Source organism: Pseudomonas sp. SG-MS2, from assembly GCF_009933855.1.
GTDB classification, from domain to species: Bacteria; Pseudomonadota; Gammaproteobacteria; order Pseudomonadales; family Pseudomonadaceae; genus Aquipseudomonas; species Aquipseudomonas putida_E.
The window spans coordinates 1-20,416 of the sequence record NZ_MOMO01000224.1 but is presented as its reverse complement, the minus strand read 5'-3'; the positions used below and the strand labels follow the sequence as shown (position 1 = coordinate 20,416).

Annotated in this window: 18 protein-coding genes; 11 read left to right on the top strand and 7 right to left on the bottom strand. The window is 63.1% G+C overall.

Going from position 1 to position 20,416, the window contains the following annotated elements; translation table 11 throughout:
- Nucleotides 1-113 precede the first annotated feature (113 nt).
- Entirely contained in the window at nucleotides 114-1,118 is a 1,005-nt protein-coding gene (moaA, locus tag BLX42_RS18805; RefSeq protein WP_161872371.1) for a GTP 3',8-cyclase MoaA, read from the top strand.
- A 20-nt stretch (nucleotides 1,119-1,138) separates the two neighbouring features.
- Nucleotides 1,139-2,038, top strand: coding sequence for a bestrophin family protein (locus tag BLX42_RS18800; RefSeq protein WP_161872370.1), 900 nt, complete (start codon nucleotides 1,139-1,141; stop codon nucleotides 2,036-2,038).
- Between the two features lie 42 nt (nucleotides 2,039-2,080).
- On the opposite strand, the gene moaB is transcribed toward BLX42_RS18800, so the two are convergent.
- The gene (gene moaB, locus BLX42_RS18795; RefSeq protein WP_115274082.1) at nucleotides 2,081-2,620 is read right to left on the bottom strand and encodes a molybdenum cofactor biosynthesis protein B; all 540 of its coding nucleotides are present in this window, start codon (nucleotides 2,618-2,620) and stop codon (nucleotides 2,081-2,083) included.
- 139 nt (nucleotides 2,621-2,759) lie between these two features.
- Here moaB and BLX42_RS18790 point away from each other — a divergent pair, with 139 nt between their 5' ends.
- Nucleotides 2,760-3,647 (top strand): LysR family transcriptional regulator, encoded by an 888-nt coding sequence (locus BLX42_RS18790; RefSeq protein ID WP_115274081.1) that lies wholly within the window; start codon nucleotides 2,760-2,762, stop codon nucleotides 3,645-3,647.
- On the opposite strand, the gene BLX42_RS18785 is transcribed toward BLX42_RS18790, so the two are convergent.
- Nucleotides 3,635-4,417: an AraC family transcriptional regulator gene (locus BLX42_RS18785; protein ID WP_046788008.1), complete on the bottom strand. Its 783-nt coding sequence runs from the start codon at nucleotides 4,415-4,417 to the stop codon at nucleotides 3,635-3,637. The two genes, BLX42_RS18790 and BLX42_RS18785, sit on opposite strands and share 13 nt — an antisense overlap.
- A 285-nt stretch (nucleotides 4,418-4,702) precedes the next feature.
- On the opposite strand from BLX42_RS18785, the gene BLX42_RS18780 reads away from it, so the two are divergent.
- The 5 genes from BLX42_RS18780 to BLX42_RS18760 all read left to right on the top strand — a co-directional run bounded on the left by BLX42_RS18780 (nucleotide 4,703) and on the right by BLX42_RS18760 (nucleotide 11,201).
- A complete protein-coding gene (locus tag BLX42_RS18780) occupies nucleotides 4,703-6,319 on the top strand; it encodes an APC family permease (protein ID WP_125925095.1) in 1,617 nt (538 codons plus the stop codon).
- A 66-nt stretch (nucleotides 6,320-6,385) separates the two neighbouring features.
- Complete coding sequence (locus BLX42_RS18775) at nucleotides 6,386-7,312, top strand: 4-hydroxyproline epimerase (RefSeq protein WP_046788006.1); 927 nt, start codon at nucleotides 6,386-6,388, stop codon at nucleotides 7,310-7,312.
- A gap of 55 nt (nucleotides 7,313-7,367) precedes the next feature.
- Entirely contained in the window at nucleotides 7,368-8,315 is a 948-nt protein-coding gene (locus tag BLX42_RS18770) for a dihydrodipicolinate synthase family protein (protein ID WP_119687627.1), read from the top strand.
- A 54-nt stretch (nucleotides 8,316-8,369) separates the two neighbouring features.
- A complete protein-coding gene (locus tag BLX42_RS18765) occupies nucleotides 8,370-9,947 on the top strand; it encodes an aldehyde dehydrogenase (NADP(+)) (protein ID WP_161872369.1) in 1,578 nt (525 codons plus the stop codon).
- Nucleotides 9,948-9,950: 3 nt separating this feature from the next.
- Nucleotides 9,951-11,201, top strand: coding sequence for an FAD-binding oxidoreductase (locus BLX42_RS18760; RefSeq protein WP_161872368.1), 1,251 nt, complete (start codon nucleotides 9,951-9,953; stop codon nucleotides 11,199-11,201).
- A gap of 30 nt (nucleotides 11,202-11,231) precedes the next feature.
- Here the strand turns inward: BLX42_RS18760 and xenA are convergent, their stop codons facing one another.
- Nucleotides 11,232-12,323, bottom strand: a complete 1,092-nt coding sequence (xenA, locus tag BLX42_RS18755; RefSeq protein ID WP_046788002.1) for a xenobiotic reductase XenA — start codon at nucleotides 12,321-12,323, stop codon at nucleotides 11,232-11,234.
- Between the two features lie 49 nt (nucleotides 12,324-12,372).
- Between xenA and BLX42_RS18750 the strand changes: the two genes are divergently transcribed.
- Nucleotides 12,373-12,708, top strand: a complete 336-nt coding sequence (locus BLX42_RS18750; RefSeq protein WP_161872367.1) for a helix-turn-helix transcriptional regulator — start codon at nucleotides 12,373-12,375, stop codon at nucleotides 12,706-12,708.
- An 82-nt stretch (nucleotides 12,709-12,790) separates the two neighbouring features.
- On the opposite strand, the gene mqo is transcribed toward BLX42_RS18750, so the two are convergent.
- The 4 genes from mqo to BLX42_RS18730 all read right to left on the bottom strand — a co-directional run bounded on the left by mqo (nucleotide 12,791) and on the right by BLX42_RS18730 (nucleotide 17,061).
- The gene (mqo, locus tag BLX42_RS18745) at nucleotides 12,791-14,428 is read right to left on the bottom strand and encodes a malate dehydrogenase (quinone) (protein ID WP_046788001.1); all 1,638 of its coding nucleotides are present in this window, start codon (nucleotides 14,426-14,428) and stop codon (nucleotides 12,791-12,793) included.
- Nucleotides 14,429-14,756: 328 nt separating this feature from the next.
- Nucleotides 14,757-14,948 (bottom strand): DUF4223 family protein, encoded by a 192-nt coding sequence (locus tag BLX42_RS18740; protein WP_008097338.1) that lies wholly within the window; start codon nucleotides 14,946-14,948, stop codon nucleotides 14,757-14,759.
- Nucleotides 14,949-15,167: 219 nt separating this feature from the next.
- On the bottom strand, nucleotides 15,168-15,896 hold the full coding sequence (locus BLX42_RS18735) for an SDR family oxidoreductase (RefSeq protein WP_046788000.1): 729 nt from the start codon (nucleotides 15,894-15,896) through the stop codon (nucleotides 15,168-15,170).
- Between the two features lie 166 nt (nucleotides 15,897-16,062).
- Complete coding sequence (locus tag BLX42_RS18730; protein ID WP_046787999.1) at nucleotides 16,063-17,061, bottom strand: LacI family DNA-binding transcriptional regulator; 999 nt, start codon at nucleotides 17,059-17,061, stop codon at nucleotides 16,063-16,065.
- A 236-nt stretch (nucleotides 17,062-17,297) separates the two neighbouring features.
- On the opposite strand from BLX42_RS18730, the gene BLX42_RS18725 reads away from it, so the two are divergent.
- Both BLX42_RS18725 and tal read left to right on the top strand, forming a co-directional pair.
- A complete protein-coding gene (locus tag BLX42_RS18725; RefSeq protein ID WP_161872366.1) occupies nucleotides 17,298-18,881 on the top strand; it encodes an FGGY-family carbohydrate kinase in 1,584 nt (527 codons plus the stop codon).
- Nucleotides 18,882-18,905: 24 nt separating this feature from the next.
- Entirely contained in the window at nucleotides 18,906-19,865 is a 960-nt protein-coding gene (tal, locus tag BLX42_RS18720) for a transaldolase (RefSeq protein WP_161872365.1), read from the top strand.
- Nucleotides 19,866-20,416: the final 551 nt, after the last annotated feature.

Genomic DNA, 20,416 nt, shown 5'->3' with positions numbered 1-20,416 from the left:
GGCCCTGCAGCCGTGATAGATGAGATTGATCAAGCAGTCGGGCAAAGCAATTTGACGGCGAACACCGCAGGTTATAGCGTGGAACCAGTACTCCTCCCCTGCCGAGCGCGAACGTGGAACAGAACAGCCGGGCCCTGATCGACGGCTTCAACCGGAAAATCGACTACCTGCGGATGTCGGTCACGGACCGCTGCGACTTCCGTTGCGTCTACTGCATGGCTGAAGACATGCAGTTCCTGCCGCGCCAGCAGATCCTCAGCCTTGAGGAATTGTTCCAGGTGGCCGAACGCTTCGTCGCCTTAGGCACCCGCAAGATTCGCCTTACCGGCGGCGAGCCGCTGGTCCGCCAGGGCATCGTCGACCTGTGCGGGCGCATTGCCGCCCTGCCCGGCCTGCGTGAACTGTGCATGACCAGCAACGGCTCGCAGCTCCCCCGCCTGGCTCAGCCGCTGTTCGACGCCGGCCTGTCGCGCCTGAACATCAGCCTCGACAGCCTCGATGCAGAACGTTTCAAGCAACTGACCCGCACCGGCGACCTGGCCCAGGTGATCGCCGGCATCGACGCGGCCCGCCGCGCGGGTTTTCAGCGCATCAAACTCAACTGCGTGGTGCTCAAGGGGCGCAACGACGATGAGCTGGTCGACCTGGTGCGCTTTGCCATCGACCGCGAACTGGACATCACTTTCATTGAAGAAATGCCGCTGGGCGTGATCAACGAGCATGAACGCGGCGAGTCGTTCTGCTCCAGCGACGAAGTGCGCGCGCGGGTGGCCGAGCAATTCACCCTGATCGAATCGACCGAGTCGTCCCAGGGCCCGGCGCGCTACTGGCGCCTGGCAGAAGCGGCGAGCACCCGTGTCGGGTTCATCTCGCCGCACAGCCACAACTTCTGCGCCACCTGCAACCGTGTGCGCCTGACTGTCGAAGGCCGGCTGCTGCTGTGCCTGGGCAATGAACATTCGATGGACCTCAAACAGGTGCTGCGTGCCCACCCGGGTGATGCCGAGCGGCTGGAAAAAGCCATCCGCGATTCACTGCACCTCAAGCCCTACCGCCATCATTTCGAGGTCGGTGGCGATGTGCAGATCCTGCGCTTCATGAACATGACCGGCGGCTGACCGGCCGTCTCTGGACTTTCATGATCGTTCACTCTCGCCCCGATGTGTTGCGCGTGCTGTTCACCCTCAAGGGTTCGATCGTCAAGCGCATTGCCTTGCGCTGCCTGATGGTGACCTTGCTCGCCGCCCTGATCGTGCTGGTCGAACGCCACTTCCCGGCGTTTTTCTACCCCGTCAGCGCTACCCCCTTCACGCTGCTTGGCCTGTCGCTGTCGATCTTCATGAGTTTTCGCAACAATGCCTGTTACGACCGTTGGTGGGAGGGGCGCAAGGCCTGGGGGAAGATGATCATCGAGACCCGCTCGTTCATACGTGAGAGCGTGGTGATCGCCGATGAAAAGCTGCGCGCCGAGGTGCTGCACAGCCTGTGCGGCTTTGCCCATGCGCTCAATGCCCGGTTGCGCAACGAGGATGAGGTGGCCGCCGCCCGGCCGTGGCTGGCCAACCCCGCCGCGATCCGCCCGCACAATGTCTGCGACGGTATCTTGCAGGAGGTTGGCGCCCGCTGCTCACGCCTGGCCGAGCAGCAGCAAATCAGCGACTGGCGCTACAGCCTGTTGGAACAACGCCTGGTCGGGCTGTCAGAGGTACAGGCCACCTGCGAGCGGATCAAGGGCACACCGCTGCCCTTCCCCTATACCCTGCTGCTGCACCGGACCATCTACATCTTCTGCCTGTTGCTGCCGTTCGCGCTGGCCGAGCCGCTGGGCTGGCTGGCACCGCTGTTTACCACCATTGTGGGGTACACCTTCTTTGGGCTGGATGCGATCGGCAATGAACTGGAAGACCCGTTCGGGCGAGACGAGAACGACCTGCCGACCGATGCCATGGTGCGCACGGTCGAGCGGGATGTGCTGGGGGCCTTGGGCGTGGAGCCGCTGCCACCGGCGCTGCAGCCGGTGGAGCATGTGTTGAGCTGACTGGCCCTATCGCCGGCAAGCTGGCGATAGGGCCGGAACTGATCAACCGCGTGTGTCGCAGGGCGCGATGGGCTTAAGGTGCTTCACAAAATTACAAGGCTGGTGCCGCGCATCCAGCTGCTCCACCAGGATGCCTTCCCACGCCGTGCGGCAGGCACCGGTAGAACCTGGCAGGCAGCACACCAAAGTGCCATTGGCCATGCCGGCCAACGCCCGGCTCTGCACGGTCGAGGTACCGACATCAAGAATGGACAACGCCCGGAACAGCTCGCCGAAACCGTCGATACGCCGATCGAACAGGCACTCCACCGCTTCCGGTGTGCTGTCCCGCCCGGTGAAACCGGTGCCGCCGGTGATCAGCACCACCTGCACCTGCTCATCGGCAATCCAGGTGGCCACCTGGGCGCGGATCTTGTACAGGTCGTCCTTGAGCAGCGCACGCGAGACCAGGCGATGGCCAATCTGCACCGGGCGGCTGGCGAGCAGCTCACCCGAAGTGTCGTTGTCGTAGGTGCGGGTGTCGCTGACCGTCAGTACGGCGATATTGAGCGGTACGAAGACCGCGTCGGATTGAACGCGCACAGTGAAGCTCCTTGTATGGCATGGTCGTTACGCTAGAGACATGACCAGAGCGCGTCCAATAGATATGCCGTACCGCCCGATCAATGACATCTATCGCTGACTTGGTTAAGGTCAGCACAACCAGACCCCAGGCACTCCCATGGACATCAAGCAGCTCAAGTTCCTCATCGCCCTCGACCAGACCCGCCACTTCGGCCAGGCTGCGGCGCTGTGCCATATCACCCAGCCGACCCTGTCCATGCGCCTGCGCAACCTGGAAGACGAACTGGAACTGGTGCTGGTCAAGCGCGGCCAGCGCTTCGAGGGCTTCACCGAAGCCGGCGAGCGCATCCTGGCCTGGGCCCGCACCCTGCTCGCCGCCCATGATGGCCTGCAGGCCGAGGCAGCCAGCTGCCGCGGCCAAGTGGTTGGTAGCTTGCGCCTGGGCACCGTGCCGCTGGCCAGCTTCAACCCCATGCAGCTGCTGCTGCCGCTGCGCGAAAAATACCCCGAGCTGCAGTTTCAGCTCAGCTCGCACAGCACCGAGCAGATCATGGATGGCCTGAGCCGCAACCAGCTCGACCTGGGGATCTGCTATCTGGACCAGGTCAACGCCAACTTCTTCGAGGTGATCGAACTGGGCACCACCACCATGGGCCTGCTGCACGATACCCGGCACTTCCAGTTCGAAGCCGACACCCTGCGTTGGGAGGAACTGGGCGAAATCCCTCTGGGCTTGCTGAGCAAGGGGATGCACTACCGTCAGTCGCTCGACCTGAGCTTTCGCAGCCGCAGCCTGGAACCCAATGCCGTGCTGGAAAGCGACTCGAGCTTCCAGTTGGTTCAAGCCATCAACACCGGCGTGTGCTGCGCAATCATGCCGCTCGATTGCGGGTTGGAAGACCTGAGCGAGCACATGCGCATCATCCCGATCACCGACGCCAGCATCCACAGCCCCGTCGGCCTGCTGCTGCGCCGCAGCGAGCCGCGCTCGGCGATTGCCGAACAGTGTTTTGACGAGGCCCGCACACTGTTTCAGCCCTCCTGAGCGGCAGTCGCCTGACGGTACTGGCGCGGTGTAAAACCCGTAAGTTGCTTGAACTGCCGGCTGAAAGCACTGTGGTCGGTGTAACCGCACTGCAACGCCACTTCGGTGATCGGCAAGTCGCTGTGCAGCAGCCGATGGGCATGTTCCAGCCGCGCCTTGTGAATCATTTGCCGAGGTGTGAGGTGGAATACCCGCTTGCAGTAGCGCTCCAGTTGCGCGACGGAAATGCCGGCAATGCGGGTCAGTTCACCCAGGCTGATCGGTTGATGAAAGTGCCGCCGAATATGCTCGTCCACCGCGGCCAGGCGCTGGTAGGCGGGGTGCGTGTCTGCCGCTGACTGCAGGTCGACCGAAATGCCTACCAGCCCGATGATCTGGCCGGCACTGTCATGCAGCGGGCGCTTGTGCGTCAGGCACCAGCCCGGTTCACGGCTGCCGTACAGGTGCAGCTCGAGCTGGTCTTCCAGCACCAGGCCATCCTTGAGCACACGACGGTCCTGCTCGGTATAACCGGGGCCCAGTTGCGCCGGGAAGACTTCGGCGCTGGTCTTGCCCAACAGTGGTTGCAGGCGCTTGAGGCCGCAGCGCTGAACCAGGGTGTTGTTGGCCAGCACATAGCGGGCATCCGGATCCTTGATGAAGATCGCGGCGTTGGGGATGGCATCGAGGATCGGCAACAGCAGGGATACCCCGGCGAGCAGTGCCTGAAGGCTGGCGGGGCGGTGCTGGTCCAAGTTCTGGTACAGGGCTGCCAAGGTGGCGTCGGCCATCAGTCAATTCTCTAGTGTCTGCACCGGCGCCATCGCCGGCAAAACTCCCAAACCCTTGCACAGCAAGGCCTCCAGCCTATCCATCCTGGCGACCGGCGCGCCAGCCTTTTCTGCAATTGTGCCGATTTCGTCATCCGCCCTGCAGAAAACCATCAAGAACCGTGGCCCCGTTCGGTCCACTCTAGTTCCCACGCAAGCCGCCCAAGACCTACAAGAGCGCGGCCCCAAAAGCCGCACCTGGTGACATCAGACCTGCCTATCCAAAACCTACAAAAAGGCGACCCCATGTCAGGCAAATTCAAGAAACAGCTGTCATTGCTGGACCTCACCTTCATCGGCCTCGGCGCCATCTTCGGCTCCGGCTGGCTGTTCGCCGCCAGCCACGTTTCGGCCATTGCCGGGCCGGCCGGCATCCTCTCCTGGTTTCTCGGCGGCTTCGCCGTACTGCTACTGGGCATCGTTTACTGCGAACTCGGCGCCGCGCTGCCACGCGCCGGGGGTGTGGTGCGCTACCCGGTGTACTCGCACGGCCCACTGCTCGGCTACCTGATGGGCTTCATCACCCTGATCGCCTTCTCCAGCCTGATCGCCATCGAAGTGGTCGCATCACGCCAGTACGCCGCGGCCTGGTTCCCCGGCCTGACCAAGGCCGGCTCCAGCGACCCCACCGTGCTCGGCTGGTTGGTGCAGTTTGCGCTGCTGGGGCTGTTCTTCCTGCTCAACTACCGCAGCGTCAAGACCTTCGCCAAGGCCAACAACCTGGTCAGCGTGTTCAAGTTCATCGTGCCGCTGCTGGTGATCGGTGTGCTGTTCACCTTCTTCAAGCCAGAGAACTTCGAGGTCCAGGGCTTCGCCCCCTTCGGCATGTCCGGTGTGGAAATGGCCGTCTCGGCTGGCGGCATCATCTTCGCTTACCTGGGCCTGACACCAATCATCTCGGTGGCAAGCGAGGTCAAGAACCCACAGCGCACCATACCCATCGCGCTGATCCTCTCCGTGCTGCTGTCCACCGCGATCTATGCCCTGCTGCAACTGGCCTTCCTTGGCAGCGTGCCAACCGAAATGCTGACCAACGGCTGGGCTTCGGTGACAAAGGAACTGGCCCTGCCCTACCGTGACATCGCCTTGGCCCTGGGCGTAGGCTGGCTGGCCTACCTGGTGGTGGCCGATGCGGTGATCTCCCCCAGCGGCTGCGGCAACATCTACATGAACGCCACCCCGCGGGTGATCTATGGCTGGGCCCAGACCGGCACCTTCTTCAAGTATTTCACCCGCATCGACGAGCAATCGGGCATCCCACGCCCGGCGCTGTGGCTGACCTTCGGCCTGTCAGTGTTCTGGACCCTGCCCTTTCCGTCCTGGGAAGCGCTGATCAACGTGGTGTCTGCAGCCCTGGTGCTGAGCTATGCCGTAGCGCCGGTCACCGTCGCTGCCCTGCGCCGCAATGCGCCAGACATGCCACGCCCGTTCCGGGTCAAGGGCATGGGCGTGCTGGGCCCGCTGTCGTTCATCATCGCCGCGCTGATCGTCTACTGGTCCGGCTGGAACACCGTGTCGTGGCTACTGGCCCTGCAGATCGTGATGTTCGTGCTGTACCTGCTGTGCGGCCGCTTCGTGCCGACCCAGCACCTGTCGCTGGCCCAGCAAGTGCGCTCCAGCGCCTGGCTGATCGGCTTTTACGCGGTGACCATCCTGCTTTCCTGGCTGGGCAGTTTCGGCGGCCTGGGCGTGATCGGCCACCCGTTCGATACCGTGGTCGTCGCGGCCTGCGCGCTGGGCATCTACTACTGGGGTGCTGCCACCGGCGTGCCGGCCCACCTGGTGCGCCTGGAAGGCGAAGACGAAAGCGAAACAAGCCACGAGGCCCAGGCCGCCACTCGCCCGGCTGCACTGGCCTCCTGAAGGCTACTGGCCCTGTCGCCGGCACAACCAGCACAAAAGCAGGCTCACTAGAGAATGGACATGCCCATGAAACACGTTCACGTCATCGACTCGCACACCGGCGGCGAACCGACCCGCCTGGTAATGAATGGCTTCCCGCAACTCAATGGCCGCAGCATGGCCGAGCAGCGCGATGAGTTGCGCGAGCTGCACGACCACTGGCGCCGCGCCTGCCTGCTGGAGCCACGCGGCAACGATGTGCTGGTCGGTGCGCTGTACTGCGCCCCGGTGTCGGAAGACGCCACTTGTGGGGTGATCTTTTTCAACAATGCCGGGTACCTGAACATGTGTGGCCACGGCACCATCGGGCTGGTCGCCTCGCTACGGCACCTGGGGCTGATCCAGCCGGGCGTGCACAAAATCGACACGCCGGTCGGCCAGGTCAGCGCCACCCTGCACGAGGACGGCGCGGTCACCGTCGGCAACGTGCCGTCCTATCGCTACCGCCGGCAGGTGTCGGTGGACGTGCCAGGCCATGGCGTGGTGCACGGCGACATCGCCTGGGGCGGCAACTGGTTCTTCCTGGTTTCAGAGCACGGCCAGCGCATCGAGCTGGACAACCGCGAAGCTCTCACCGCGTTCACCTGGGCGATGCTCAAGGCCCTGGAGGCCCAAGGCATCACCGGCGAGCACGGCGCCCCCATCGACCATATCGAGCTGTTTGCCGCCGACCCTGATGCCGACAGCCGCAACTTCGTCATGTGCCCCGGCAAGGCCTATGACCGCTCGCCCTGCGGCACCGGCACCAGCGCCAAGCTGGCCTGCCTGGCCGCCGACGGCAAGCTCGCCGAAGGCCAGACCTGGGTCCAGGCCAGCATTACCGGCAGCCAGTTCCACGGCCGCTACGAGCGCGAAGGTGAGCATATTCGGCCGTTCATCACCGGCCGCGCCTACATGACCGCCGACAGTACCCTGCTGATCGACGAACAAGACCCTTTCGCCTGGGGCATCTGACTGCCCAGGCCATTTTCTTCGCAACCCAGACTGAATACTGCAAGGAGTGATACCCATGAGCGACAATATTTTCACCGGCTGCATGCCTGCCCTGATGACACCCTGCACCGCCGAGCGCAAGCCAGACTTCGACGCCCTTGTGCGCAAAGGGCGCGAGCTGATCGAGGCCGGCATGAGCGCCGTGGTCTACTGCGGCTCGATGGGCGACTGGCCGCTGCTGACCGAAGCCGAGCGCCAGGAGGGCGTGGCGCGCCTGGTTGCCGCCGGCATCCCGACCATCGTCGGCACCGGCGCGGTGAACACCCGTGAAGCCGTGGCCCATGCAGCCCATGCCGCCAAGGTCGGCGCCGCCGGCCTGATGGTCATCCCCCGCGTGCTGTCGCGTGGCGCCTCTCTGATCGCCCAGAAGCACCACTTCGCCGCGATCCTGCAAGCGGCGCCGAAGCTGCCTGCAGTGATCTACAACAGCCCCTACTACGGCTTTGCCACCCGTGCCGACCTGTTCTTCGAACTGCGCCGCGACTACCCGAACCTGATCGGTTTCAAGGAGTTCGGTGGTGGTGCCGACCTGCGCTACGCCGCCGAGCACATCACCTCCAAAGACGACGATGTGACCCTGATGGTCGGCGTGGATACCCAGGTAGTCCATGGTTTCGTCAACTGCAACGCCACCGGCGCCATTACCGGCATCGGCAATGCCCTGCCGCGTGAAGTGCTGCAACTGGTGAGCCTGAGCAAGCAAGCGGCCAAGGGTGACGCCAGGGCCCGCCGCCTGGCACGCGAGCTGGAGTCGGCATTGGCGGTGCTGTCGTCGTTCGATGAGGGCTGCGACCTGGTGCTGTATTACAAGCACCTGATGGTGCTCAACGGCGACCGCGAATACAGCCTGCACTTCAACGAAACCGATGCGCTCACCGACGCCCAGCGCAACTACGCCGAACAGCAGTACGCGCTGTTCCGCACGTGGTATGCCAGCTGGTCGGCCGAGCAGAACCTGGCCTGAACCCTGGGGCTGCTTGGCAGCCCCGACCCAGAATCCGACTATGAAGGAGGCTCCATGCCCCTGACAGGCAAACTGCTGATCGGCCAACGCGCCGTACCCGGCAGCCGCGAAGCGATCCGCGCCATCGACCCGGCTACCAACCAGCCCCTGGAACCCGCCTATGCCGGCGGTACCGGGGAACACGTGGCCCACGCCTGCGAACTGGCCTGGGCTGCGTTCGACGCCTACCGCGAAACCTCACTGGAGCAACGCGCAATCTTTCTCGAAACCATCGCCCAGCAGATAGAAGCGCTGGGCGATGCCTTGATCGGCCGTGCCGTGGCCGAAAGTGGCCTGCCCAAGGCACGTATCCTGGGCGAACGGGGCCGTACCTGTGGCCAACTGCGCACCTTCGCCCGCGTGGTGCGCAGTGGTGAATGGCTGGATGTGCGCGTCGATGCCGCCCAACCACAGCGCCAGCCCCTGCCGCGCGCCGACCTGCGCCAGCGCCAGGTGGCCTTGGGGCCGGTAGCGGTGTTTGGCGCCAGCAACTTCCCCCTGGCCTTCTCGGTGGCCGGTGGCGACACCGCCTCGGCCCTGGCCGCCGGCTGCCCGGTGGTGGTCAAGGCACACGGCGCGCACCCGGGCACCAGTGAGCTGGTCGGCCAGGCCGTCGCTCGCGCCGTGCAGCTGTGCGGCCTGCCAGAGGGCGTCTTCTCGCTGTTGTATGGTGCTGGGCGTGAAGTGGGCATCGCCCTGGTCAGCGACCCGCGGATCAAGGCCGTTGGCTTCACCGGTTCGCGCAGCGGCGGTTTGGCCCTGTGCCACGCGGCTCAGGCGCGCCCGGAACCGATCCCGGTGTATGCCGAGATGAGCTCGATCAACCCGGTGTTCCTGTTCGACGCAGCCTTGCAGGCGCGTGGTGAGGTACTGGCCCAAGGTTTCGTTGCCTCGTTGACCCAGGGCGCCGGGCAGTTCTGCACCAACCCCGGCCTGATAGTCGCCCGCCAAGGCCCGGCACTGCAGCGTTTTATCGCCGCCGCCAGCGAGCAAGTACGCCATGCAGCGGCGCAGACCATGCTGACCCCGGGCATTTTCAATGCCTACGCAGCGGGTGTGGGCGCCCTGACCGAAAACAGCAATGCCAAGGTCGCGGCCTGCGGCCAACCCCCGCAAGGCCCGAACCAGTGCCAGGCTCAGCTGTTCGTCACCCAGGCCAGCGCGTTTCTCGCCGACCCGGGCTTGCAGGCCGAGGTGTTTGGCGCCGCTTCGTTGGTGGTGGCCTGCGACAGCGATGAACAAGTGCGCCAGGTGGCCGAGCACCTGGAGGGCCAACTGACCGCGACCCTGCACCTGGACGATGCCGACCTCGACAGCGCCCGCAGCCTGCTGCCGACCCTCGAACGCAAGGCCGGGCGCCTGCTGGTCAATGGCTGGCCGACCGGGGTTGAGGTGTGCGATGCGATGGTCCACGGCGGGCCGTTCCCGGCAACGTCCGATGCACGCAGCACCTCGGTGGGCACGGCTGCGATCCTGCGTTTTCTGCGGCCGGTGTGCTATCAGGACTTCCCCGATGCCTTGCTGCCGCAGGCGCTGAAGAACGCAAACCCGCTGCAGGTGCGGCGCTTGCTCGACGGCAAGCGGGAACACTGAATCATGGCCCACGCCCCCTCCCAGACCGATATCGCTGTGGTCGGCGCCGGCATTGTCGGTGTCGCCTGCGCCCTGCAACTGGCCCGCCAGGGCCGTCGCGTGCTGCTGATCGACCGCCAACCGCCGGGCCACGGCGCCTCCTACGGCAATGCCGGACACCTGGCTACCGAGCAGGTGTTCCCGATTGCCGACCTGTCGATCCTCAAGCGCCTGCCGCGCATGCTGCTGGACCCGATGGGGCCCCTGCGGCTGGACTGGAAGTACCTGCCCAAGGCGTTGCCCTGGTTCACCCGGCTGCTGCTCAACCTGCGCCCGGAGCCGTTCCAGCGCAGCGTGGCCGGCATCCGTGCACTGAACGAAGGCAGCCTGGGCGCCTGGCAGCGTTTGCTCGGCTCCATCGGGCGCAGCGCGCTGTTCAAGGAGGACGGCTCGTTGCTGGTGTTCGAGCGCGCCGAGTCGCGCCCGGCACTGGAAGCGTTGCAGGCACGCATGCAACAGCAGGCGGTGCCGGCTGAATTCTGGTCGGCCGACACGGTGCGCGCCGCTGCGCCAGAGTTGACCTCGTCTATCTTGGGCGGCTTGTTTTTCCCCCGTACCGGGCATTTCATCGACCCTTACCGCGTGGTAATCGAGTTGTTCGAAGCCGCCAAGGCCTGTGGCGTGCGCTTCGTCCAGGCGCAGGTCGATGGCGGACAACTGAATGACAATGGCGTGCAGCTCAACACCGGCCAGGGTACGTTCCATGCGCGCCAGGTGCTAATCAGTTGCGGCGCGCACTCAGCGCAACTGACCACGGCTCTGACCGGCAAACGAGTCCCTCTGGACACCGAGCGTGGCTATCACCTGATGCTGCCTGGCGAGCAGCAGCGCTTGCCATTCGCCGTCACCTCGCTGGAGCGCAAGTTCATCATGACGCCAATGGCCGAGGGCTTGCGCCTGGCTGGCACGGTGGAGTTCGCCGGTCTCGATGCACCGCCGAGCATGCAGCGGGCGTGGCAGTTGCACCGGTTGAGCAAGGGTTTGTTCCAACGTGAACTGAATGCCGAAGGGGCGACGCCGTGGATGGGCTTGCGGCCTTCGCTGCCGGACTCGCTGCCGGTGATCGACCGGGTGTGTGACGGGCGCGTGCTGCTAGCGTTTGGGCATCAGCACCTGGGGTTGACCCAGGCGGCGGTGACAGCGGAATGGGTGGCTGGGTTGGCTGAACGGGAGCTTCGTGCCGAGTTGAAGGGTTACCGGTTGGATCGGTTTTGAGCCGGGGCCGCTGTGCGGCCCCTCCAAGAATCAGCGATAACGCTCAAGCCAGTGCGCGTAAGGCGCAGGCAAAGTCCACGAGGCTTTATCGACGCCCAGTTCCTTGGCCGCAAAATACGCCCAGTGCGGGTCGGCCAGGTGCGCACGCCCCACCGACACCAGGTCGAGCTGATTGGCCTTCAACGCCCCTTCCGCCAACTGCGGGGTACCGAAGCCCCACGCCGAAGTCACTGGCAAACCTGCCTCACGACGCACACGCTCAGCGATCGGCCCCATGAAGGCAGGGCCCCATGGAATGTTGGTGTCCGGGATGGTGAAGCCGACGCTGACACTGAGCAGGTCCAGGCCACCCGCCTTGAACAGGCGGGCCAACTCGATGGACTCTTCCAGCGTCTGCTCATCACGGCCGTCGTATTCCAGCACGCCAAAGCGGGCGGTCAGCGGCAGGTTTTCCGGCCACACCTCGCGCACGGCTGCCAGGGTTTCCAGCAGGAAGCGGCTGCGGTTCTCGAAGCTGCCACCGTAGGCATCGGTGCGCTGGTTGGAATGCTCGGAGAAGAAGCTCTGCCCCAGGTAGCCGTGAGCGAAGTGCAGTTCGATCCATTCAAAGCCCGCATCACGCGCCCGACGTGCGGCATCGACGAAGTCCTGCTTGACCCGGGCAATGTCGTCCAGGGTCATTTCACGGGGCACTTTCGGCAAGTGGGCGCCGAAGGCGATGGCCGACGGGGCGATGGTGTCCCAGCCTCGCGCGTCATCCGCGGCGATATGGTCGTCACCTTCCCACGGGCGGTTGGCACTGGCCTTGCGCCCCGCGTGGGCGATCTGGATGCCCGGCACCGAGCCTGCAGCCTTGATCGCCTGCACCACCGGCACAAAGGCCTGGGCATGGGCGTCGCTCCAGATACCGGCGCAACCGGGGGTGATACGCCCTTGCGGCGCCACCGCAGTGGCTTCGACCACCAGCAGGCCGGCGCCACCACGGGCCAGGCCGGCGTAATGCACCTGGTGCCAATCGTTGATCATGCCGTCCTCGGCCATGTACTGGCACATCGGCGGAATGGCGATGCGGTTGCGCAAGGTGACGTCTTTGAGGGTATAGGGTTCGAACAGTGCGGACATGGAGAACTCCGGGTTCATCTGAATACGATAGTTCGATCATAATCGAACTATGGCAATTAATGAAACCCCCGTTATCATGACGCCCATGCGAGCCTACAAACATCCCACCCCTGAAGACCTGATCCTCGAGCGCCTGCTGTATGCGCTGAGCGACCCTGTACGCATGGAAATCGTGCGCCACCTGGCGGGCGTGACAGAAGCCAGCTGCGGCGAGCTGGACGGCGGCCGGCCGAAGTCCAGCATGTCCCATCATTTTCGCGTGTTGCGCGATGCGGGGCTGGTGCAAACGCGCAATGTGGGCACTACGCATATGAACTCACTGCGCAGCGAAATGCTCGATGCACGCTTCCCCGGTTTGCTGGAGTGCATTTTGCGTCAGCGGTGAGCCAGGGTTGGCTGTGGGGGCCGGAACAGGCAAAAAAAAACCACGAGGTCACCCCCGTGGCTTTCGATCACAACGCTGACGCTTACAGCGCCATGTCGTTCTCTGGCTTGCTTTCAACCGGCTGGCTAGCACCCGTGCTGGTACCGACGCTCTGGTCGATGACCGGCGGCTTCTCCAGCTGCAGGACTTCAGCGGTGTAGTTCCACTCTTTCTGCGTGGCCGCTGCCGAATCGTTGAGCTTGGTGCCGTAGCTAGGCACGATCTCTTTGATCTTGGCTTGCCATTGCGGGGTGGCGACCTTGTCTTTGAACACGGTTTCCAGCACGTTCAGCATGATCGGTGCGGCGGTCGAGGCGCCTGGCGATGCGCCCAGCAGGCCGGCGATGGTGCGGTCTTGCGAGGCCACCACTTCGGTACCCAGCTTCAGCACGCCGCCCTTGTCTGCGTCACGCTTGATGATCTGCACGCGCTGACCGGCCTGCCACAGCTTCCAGTCTTCCTTCTTGGCGTTCGGGAAGTAGGTGCGCAGCGCTTCGAAGCGGTCGTCGTCCGACAGCATCAGCTGGCCAGCAAGGTACTCGACCAGCGGGTACTGCTCGATGCCGACCTTGGTCATTGGCCACACGTTGTGCATGGTGGTGCTGCTGAGCAGGTCCAGGTACGAACCGTTCTTCAGGAACTTGGTCGAGAAGGTGGCGAATGGCCCGAACAGGATCACGCGCTTGCCGTCCAGCACACGGGTGTCCAGGTGCGGTACCGACATGGGTGGCGCGCCGGTCGAGGCGATGCCATAGGCCTTGGCCATGTGCTGCATGGCGATGGTCGGGTTCTCTGTCACCAGGAACGAACCGCCGACCGGGAAGCCTGCGTATTCCTTGGCTTCAGGAATGCCCGACTTCTGCAGCAGCTTCAGCGCGCCGCCGCCGGCACCGATGAACAGGAACTTGGCGTCGGTGGCCGACTCGGTCCCGTCCTTCAGGTTCTTGTACTCGACGTGCCAGGAGCCGTCCTCGTTGCGGGTGATGTCCTGGACTTCGCTGGACAGCTTCAGGGTGAAGTTGTCCTGGGTCTTCAGGTGGCCGACGAACTGGCGGGTGATTTCACCGAAGTTCACGTCGGTGCCCAGTGGCGTCCAGGTCACCGCCAGCTTCTGGTTCGGGTCGCGGCCTTCCATCATCAGCGGGACCCACTTGGCGATCTGCGCGTGGTCCTCGGAGTACTGCATCGAGCGGAACAGCGGGCTTGCCTGCAGCGCGTCATAACGCTTCTTGAGGAACTTGATGTTGTCATCGCCCCACACGAAGCTCATGTGCGGGGTGGTGTTGATGAACGAATGCGGGTTCTTCAGCACGCCCTGACGGACCTGCCACGACCAGAACTGGCGGGAGATCTGGAAGGCTTCGTTGATTTCGATGGCCTTGGTGATGTTGACGTTGCCGTCTTTATCTTCCGGGGTGTAGTTCAGCTCAGCCAGCGCGGAGTGGCCGGTGCCGGCGTTGTTCCAGCCGTTGGAGCTTTCTTCGGCGACGCCATCCAGGCGCTCGACCATTTCCATCGACCAGCTTGGCTCCAGCTCGTGCAGCCACACGGCCAGGGTGGAGCTCATGATGCCGCCGCCGACCAGCAGCACATCGACTTTCTTGGTTTCTGCGGCGTGCGCTTGCATGAAGCTCGCAGCGACAGCCAGACCCAGCAAGGTCTTGCCAGCTTTCTTGAACATTGATCAATTCCAGTCTGTAGAACGGAGGACGGGCCTGTGGCTGGCCCAGGTGCTTCGTGTTCTTGTGCGCAGGCTTTTTGTGATCATTGTTCAGCGGCTTAAAGAACCAGAAAACGACCCAGGCTTTTGTCGTATTGACCGACAGGGCTGAATCGTTTCGCTGATTGTATCTGAAATGCCAGCACAAACAAATTGCGGGCGTACAAGCAAGGCGGCAGGTTGTCCCAGCGGCAGGTTGTCACGCCAGACAAACAAAAGCCCCCAGCCATATGCATGACTGGGGGCTTTGGATCAGGTCACAGGTGACGCGATCAGGGTATCGCCAAGCTTACTGCGGCTGAGGCAGTTTATCGATCGGGCCGCAGCCACCGATGACCTTGGAGATGGAAACCGATGGGTGGAACAGGTAGTCGTACGAGCAGTTTTTCTGCTGGTTGTAAACTTGGCCAGTGCAACCGGACAGCAGGGCAACGCCCGAAACGACAGCAACGGCTACGGTGGCCTTGAACAGCTTTTTCATTACTTCAGTCCTTTAAATAATCATCGGCCATCATTCTGATGGCGGCCGGATGATACAGAACCGGAGTATTGGATCCAAGTCGCATTCGAAGATAGGCCGCCATCCAATCCAGCGGCGGTTTTCGGTAGCGCTTTGAAATAAGACATACCGCAGACCAACTTACGCTGCAGGCTGCCTCGACAAGATCACGCCTGCAGCGGTTGATGTTGAGTGCAACCGTTACATATCAAATGCCGAAGGCAGCACGATCATGTCCCGAATCGTCACGTTACGCGGGCGCGTGAGCATGTACATGACCGCATCGGCTATGTCGGAGGGTTCGATCAGGCTTCCGCTCGCCTTGGCCTTTTTCAGGTTTTCTTCCGGCCAATCGGCCAGCAGTGCACTGCTGACCGGGCCAGGCGACACGGCGCCGACACGGATACCGTGAGCCTTGACCTGGCGGCGCACCGTCTGCACGAAGCAGTTGACCGCCCACTTGGAGGCCGAGTACACCGGCTCCCAGGGAACCGGAAAATGCCCGGCCACCGAGCCTGTGACCAGAATGTCGCCCGTCCCCCTCTCGATCATGTGCGGCAACACATCATGCACATTCTTGATCACGGCATTGACGTTGAGGTTCAGCATGCGGTCGATGGCCGCCACATCCGCATCAACCAGATCACCGCCCACGTAGCAACCGGCGTTGGCATACAGAATGTCGAGCTGGCCGGCCTTCGCCAGCACACCCGGCAGCAGCGTTGCACAGCGCTCAGGCACCAGCAGGTCGATCACCAACGGCATGGCCGCCTCCCCCAGGCGTTCACACGCGCTGGCCAAGGCGGCTTCATCCCGGTCGATCATGACCACCCTGGCACCGGCTGCCACCATCGCCTCGGCCGATGCCAGGCCTATTCCCGACGCAGCGCCTGTGACCGCTGCCACTTTACCTTCGAGTTGCGTTGCCATTCGCCACCTCCCTGGCCCCCTGACGAACAAAGGGCACTTTGATTATTTTTATGTAGACGTTTACATACCACTCGAATCGCTTGCGGGCTCAATCTGACGCCAGCTCAGCGCCAAATGTCAACGTCTACATTTTTAACCAGATATGTACCCGCCATTGGCTGGCAGGTCAGAGCAGTAGCTGCCCTTCAATGACTTGGTCGCGCAGCGGTTGCGAAGGATCGTCGATCTGGCCAAGCAACAGGTTGATCGCGCCAACACCCAACTCGACGCTGCTATGGCTGATGCAAGGGATGGGTTGGCCATAGATCTCGGCATAGTGCACCTGGTCGATGCTGAACAGCGCTATGTCATTGCGGCTCAAGCCAACCTCGCGCATGGCCTGCAGCGCACCCAAGGTCATGAGCGCATTGAGGCCAAAGATGACATCGGGCCACTTGCCACTTTGCAGGTAACTACGCACCACATCACGTGCCGGCGCCTGGGTGTAGTCCCCATGCACGACCTCCAGCACGGTAGGTTCTGGCCACTGCTCCAACGCGCGGCGAATGCCTGCCAGCCGCGCCAGGGAAATCTTCGAGCGTTGCGGCCCGGCGACGACCAGCAGCCGGCGTCGCCCCTGTGCCAACAAGGCGCGCGCGCCCTGATAGCCGCTCTGCTCGTTGTCCAGGTAGACGCCGGCAAACGGCGCACCTGTGAGCTGGCGGTCGATCTGGACGACCGGGATGGCGGCCATCTCCAGCTTGGCCAGATAGCTCGGCTGGTATTGGTCGTCGTCGCTGATCACCGAGAGGATCACCCCGGCAACCTGATAGCTGAGCAGCGTATCGATCGCCCGCGCCTCCAGCTCTGGCGAGCCATCGGTATCGAACAGCATCAAGGTGTAGTCGCGCTTCTTCGCCTCGCGCGTTATCGCCTTGATGATCTCACCGTAGAACGGGTTTTCCAGGCTTGCCGTGACCAGGCCCAGCAGCCGGCTCTCGCGATTCTTGAGGTTGCGGGCAAAGGCATTGGGCACGTAGTTGAGCTCTTTGGCCACCTTGAGGATGAGCTCCAGCGTCTGTTTCTTGACCTTCTCTGGCTGGTTGAGCGCCCGCGACACCGTGACGGTAGTCATGTTCACGCGTTTGGCGATGTCGGTGATGGTGGCTTTGCCTGGTCTGGTCATGAACGCTCGATGGTGGCTGGCTGCGGGCGCCGTGATTTTCAGCGATTGTACGCCAGGCCACAACCGTGCATGCGTATTGTGGTGACAATCGTGTTGTGCTAGCGTCCCGAAATGTTGACGTTAACATTATCAACCATGGATTGATCAGCCGCGATTTGAAACTGCCGTCGGATAAAATCGCCAAAAAAATGTTCACGTCTACATAAACCACCACGCCAATAATAAAAGGGACAACAATGGACTACGTGATTGGTGTCGACATCGGCACGCAAAGTACCAAGGCTCTCTTGATGTCAACCGAGGGTGGAATGCTGGCCCAGGCCTGCGTCAGCTACCAGGTCGAGCAACCTCGACCGTTGTGGGCGCAGCAATGGCCGCAGGTGTGGCTGGACGCTGTCTACGAAACGGTCGCGACCAGCATCCGCCGCAGCCAAGTACCAGCCGCCCAGATCAAAGCCATCTGCATCAGCAGCCTCTACGGGGGCTCGGGCATCCCGGTGGACGCCGACATCAACCCCCTTCACCCCTGCCTCATCTGGATGGACCGCCGAGCCATCGCCGAGGCCGAGTGGGTGCGCGAAAATGTGGATGTGGAACAGTTGCAGCGCATAACGGGCAACGGTGTCGACAGCTACTACGGCTATACCAAGATGCTGTGGATCAAGCGCAACCAGCCAGAGGTCTGGGCCAAAGCGCGCTACCTGCTGCCGCCCAACAGCTTTGTGCAGTACCACCTGACCGGCGAGCTGGCCGTGGACCACAGTTCAGCGGGCAATATCGGCGGCATCTACGACCTCGCAACGCGTGGCTGGTCGCCTCTGATGCTCGATGCCCTGGGCATCGACGCCCACCTGATGCCGCAACGCCTGGTTGCGCCCGGGCAGGTCATTGGCAGCCTGCTACCGGCTGCGGCGCAGCGGCTCGGGCTACAGCCAGGCACCAAGGTAGTTGCCGGCGGAGTCGATGCAGCGATGGCCACACTGGCCGCAGGGGTCATTGCGCCAGGCAACCATGTCGCGATGCTGGGCACCAGCATGTGCTGGGGCTTCATCAAGCAGCGCAGCGCTGCCTGCAAAGGGCTGATCAACATGCCTTACGTCTACGACGCTGGCGCCAACACCTACAGCTTCGGCGGCGCCATTACCGCCGGTGCCGCAATCAGCTGGTTCCGTGAGCAGTTCTGTGCACAGGAAAAGCAGGCAGCTGCCCTGTCACCCGGCGCCGAGGTGCACCAACTGATGGAGCAGGACGCTGCCAAGACGCCCGCCGGTGCAGACGGCCTGTTGTTCCTGCCCTACCTTATGGGCGAGCGCAGCCCCATCTGGGATGCCAAGGCATCGGGGGCCTATATAGGGCTGTCGCTGTTCCACCACAAGGCTCACCTGTACCGCGCAGTACTGGAGGGGCTGGCGTTTGCCTTGCGTCACAACATGCAAATGGGCAACCAGGCAGGGCTGCAGCTCGATCCGCATTTGATCGTGGTAGGGGGCGGCACGGCGTCGAACCTGTGGATGCAGATCATCGCCGATATCACCGGCCACGCCGTGTTCACCATCGAGCAGCAGGTCGAAGCGCCGCTGGGTGGCGCCATGCTCGCGGCACTGGCAATCGGCGCCATCGAGGACGTCGAAGCTATCCGCAACTGGCGCACCCTGCGCCGACGGGCCGATCCCAACCCCGCGAACAAAGCCCTGTATGACCAGATGTTCGTTCATTACTGCGCGGCCTACCACGCCCTGAAACCCATCATGCATGGGCTGGCAGACCAGGCCACGCCCCTGCCCGAGCCATCGCACCCCGCACAGCCCATGGCCGTCTGACATCAACCACCAAAGGGTTCCAGCATGCCAACTTTGCTCAGCCAGTTGGAGCGGTACAGCACAGTGGTCGCCGACACCGGCGACCTTCAGGCCGTTCGCCGCTTCGCCCCTCATGATGCAACCACCAACCCCTCCCTGGTGCTCAAGGCCGTGGTGTCGGGCCACTACGACACACTGCTCGATGACCTCTGCGCCCTGGCGAAAGCTGCCGGCCTGCCGCATGCGCAGGCAATCGATCAACTGTCCGACCAACTGATCGTTGCTTTGGGCTGCAACCTATTGCAGCACGTGCCCGGCAGGGTATCGAGCGAGGTCGATGCGCGGCTGTCCTTCGATAAACAGGCAAGCCTGGCCAAGGCCAGGCGCCTGGTCGCACTGTACGAGGCGGCGGGCGTTCCACGTGAGCGGTTCCTCATCAAGCTCGCCGCCACCTGGGAGGGCATTCGCGCGGCCAGCGAACTGGAGCGTGAGGGCATCCAGTGCAACTTGACGTTGATCTTCAACCTCGCCCAGGCACTCGCCTGCGCCGAAGCCGGCGCATTCCTGATCTCGCCTTTTGTTGGCCGGGTGCTGGACTGGCATCGCCGCGCTTACCCGAACAAGGAGTACGCGCCGGCGTCGGAGCCTGGGGTTCAATTGGTGGCGGCCAGCTACCGCTTCATGCGACGCCACGGTTACGCGACTTCGGTGATGGGGGCTAGCTTTCGCAACGTCGGTGAAATCGTTGCTTTGGCAGGTTGCGATCGGCTGACGATCAGCCCCGCACTGCTGGAGGAGTTGGCAGTGACCGAGGGCAGCCTGCAGGCCGCGCTCGCCGCCCCCGCCGACCATCAGGCGCCGCCACCGCCACTGAGCGAGGCCGATTTTCGCTGGCAGATGAACGAGGACGCAATGGCAACCGCGCAGCTGGCCGAAGGGATTCGAGGGTTTGCGGCGGACCAAAGCAAACTGGAGGCGCTTATCGCACAACGTTTGTGGGCTTGAGCACGCCCCATCGGGAGGGGAAACGCATAACGATAAGGCCTCTGACAGCTCATCGCTTTCAGGGGCTTTATTGCATCCGTGCCAGGGAAGAATATTCACGCCTGGTGCGCCTAAGGTCCTACAAATTTAACTCCGATTTTTCCCATTCCCTGTAGTCCATTTCCGAATTATATTGCCGGCGCTGCCAACCCATTGCGAGTGCTCGGATTGCGGCCTAGTCTCGGTTCGTCGTTGACACCTCAGCGACCGGCTTTGACAGGCTGACCGATTCAAGGGTCCTTTGCAGCGCTTCATGGCAGCTGTACATGGGGCACCTTCGTGTGCGCCGGGTTCCTTGGGTCACCGGTCTGTCAACCCGTGTATAGCTGCCTCCATTCGTTTGACAGCGTTTAAAGGTAGCTCCACCTGACTCAAGGAGCATTCATGCGCAAGATAGTCCCCGATCCACCGTCCCCCCTCGATCCCTCGTACATGCTGCAGGACACCCTGGTCCAGACCTCGGAATACGTGATCTGCGCCTTGTCCGTAGCCCGCCAGTCCGTGCGACTGAC

Coding starts and splice junctions, on each gene's coding strand:
- tal (WP_161872365.1), top strand. CDS start 18,906: ATGCCAACTTTGCTCAGCCAGTTGGAGCGGTACAGCACAGTGGTCGCC.
- BLX42_RS18780 (WP_125925095.1), top strand. CDS start 4,703: ATGTCAGGCAAATTCAAGAAACAGCTGTCATTGCTGGACCTCACCTTC.
- BLX42_RS18785 (WP_046788008.1), bottom strand. CDS start 4,417: ATGGCCGACGCCACCTTGGCAGCCCTGTACCAGAACTTGGACCAGCAC.
- BLX42_RS18735 (WP_046788000.1), bottom strand. CDS start 15,896: ATGGCAACGCAACTCGAAGGTAAAGTGGCAGCGGTCACAGGCGCTGCG.
- BLX42_RS18775 (WP_046788006.1), top strand. CDS start 6,386: ATGAAACACGTTCACGTCATCGACTCGCACACCGGCGGCGAACCGACC.
- BLX42_RS18740 (WP_008097338.1), bottom strand. CDS start 14,948: ATGAAAAAGCTGTTCAAGGCCACCGTAGCCGTTGCTGTCGTTTCGGGC.
- BLX42_RS18800 (WP_161872370.1), top strand. CDS start 1,139: ATGATCGTTCACTCTCGCCCCGATGTGTTGCGCGTGCTGTTCACCCTC.
- BLX42_RS18730 (WP_046787999.1), bottom strand. CDS start 17,061: ATGACCAGACCAGGCAAAGCCACCATCACCGACATCGCCAAACGCGTG.
- BLX42_RS18750 (WP_161872367.1), top strand. CDS start 12,373: ATGGCAATTAATGAAACCCCCGTTATCATGACGCCCATGCGAGCCTAC.
- mqo (WP_046788001.1), bottom strand. CDS start 14,428: ATGTTCAAGAAAGCTGGCAAGACCTTGCTGGGTCTGGCTGTCGCTGCG.
- BLX42_RS18725 (WP_161872366.1), top strand. CDS start 17,298: ATGGACTACGTGATTGGTGTCGACATCGGCACGCAAAGTACCAAGGCT.
- BLX42_RS18760 (WP_161872368.1), top strand. CDS start 9,951: ATGGCCCACGCCCCCTCCCAGACCGATATCGCTGTGGTCGGCGCCGGC.
- BLX42_RS18790 (WP_115274081.1), top strand. CDS start 2,760: ATGGACATCAAGCAGCTCAAGTTCCTCATCGCCCTCGACCAGACCCGC.
- xenA (WP_046788002.1), bottom strand. CDS start 12,323: ATGTCCGCACTGTTCGAACCCTATACCCTCAAAGACGTCACCTTGCGC.
- BLX42_RS18770 (WP_119687627.1), top strand. CDS start 7,368: ATGAGCGACAATATTTTCACCGGCTGCATGCCTGCCCTGATGACACCC.
- BLX42_RS18765 (WP_161872369.1), top strand. CDS start 8,370: ATGCCCCTGACAGGCAAACTGCTGATCGGCCAACGCGCCGTACCCGGC.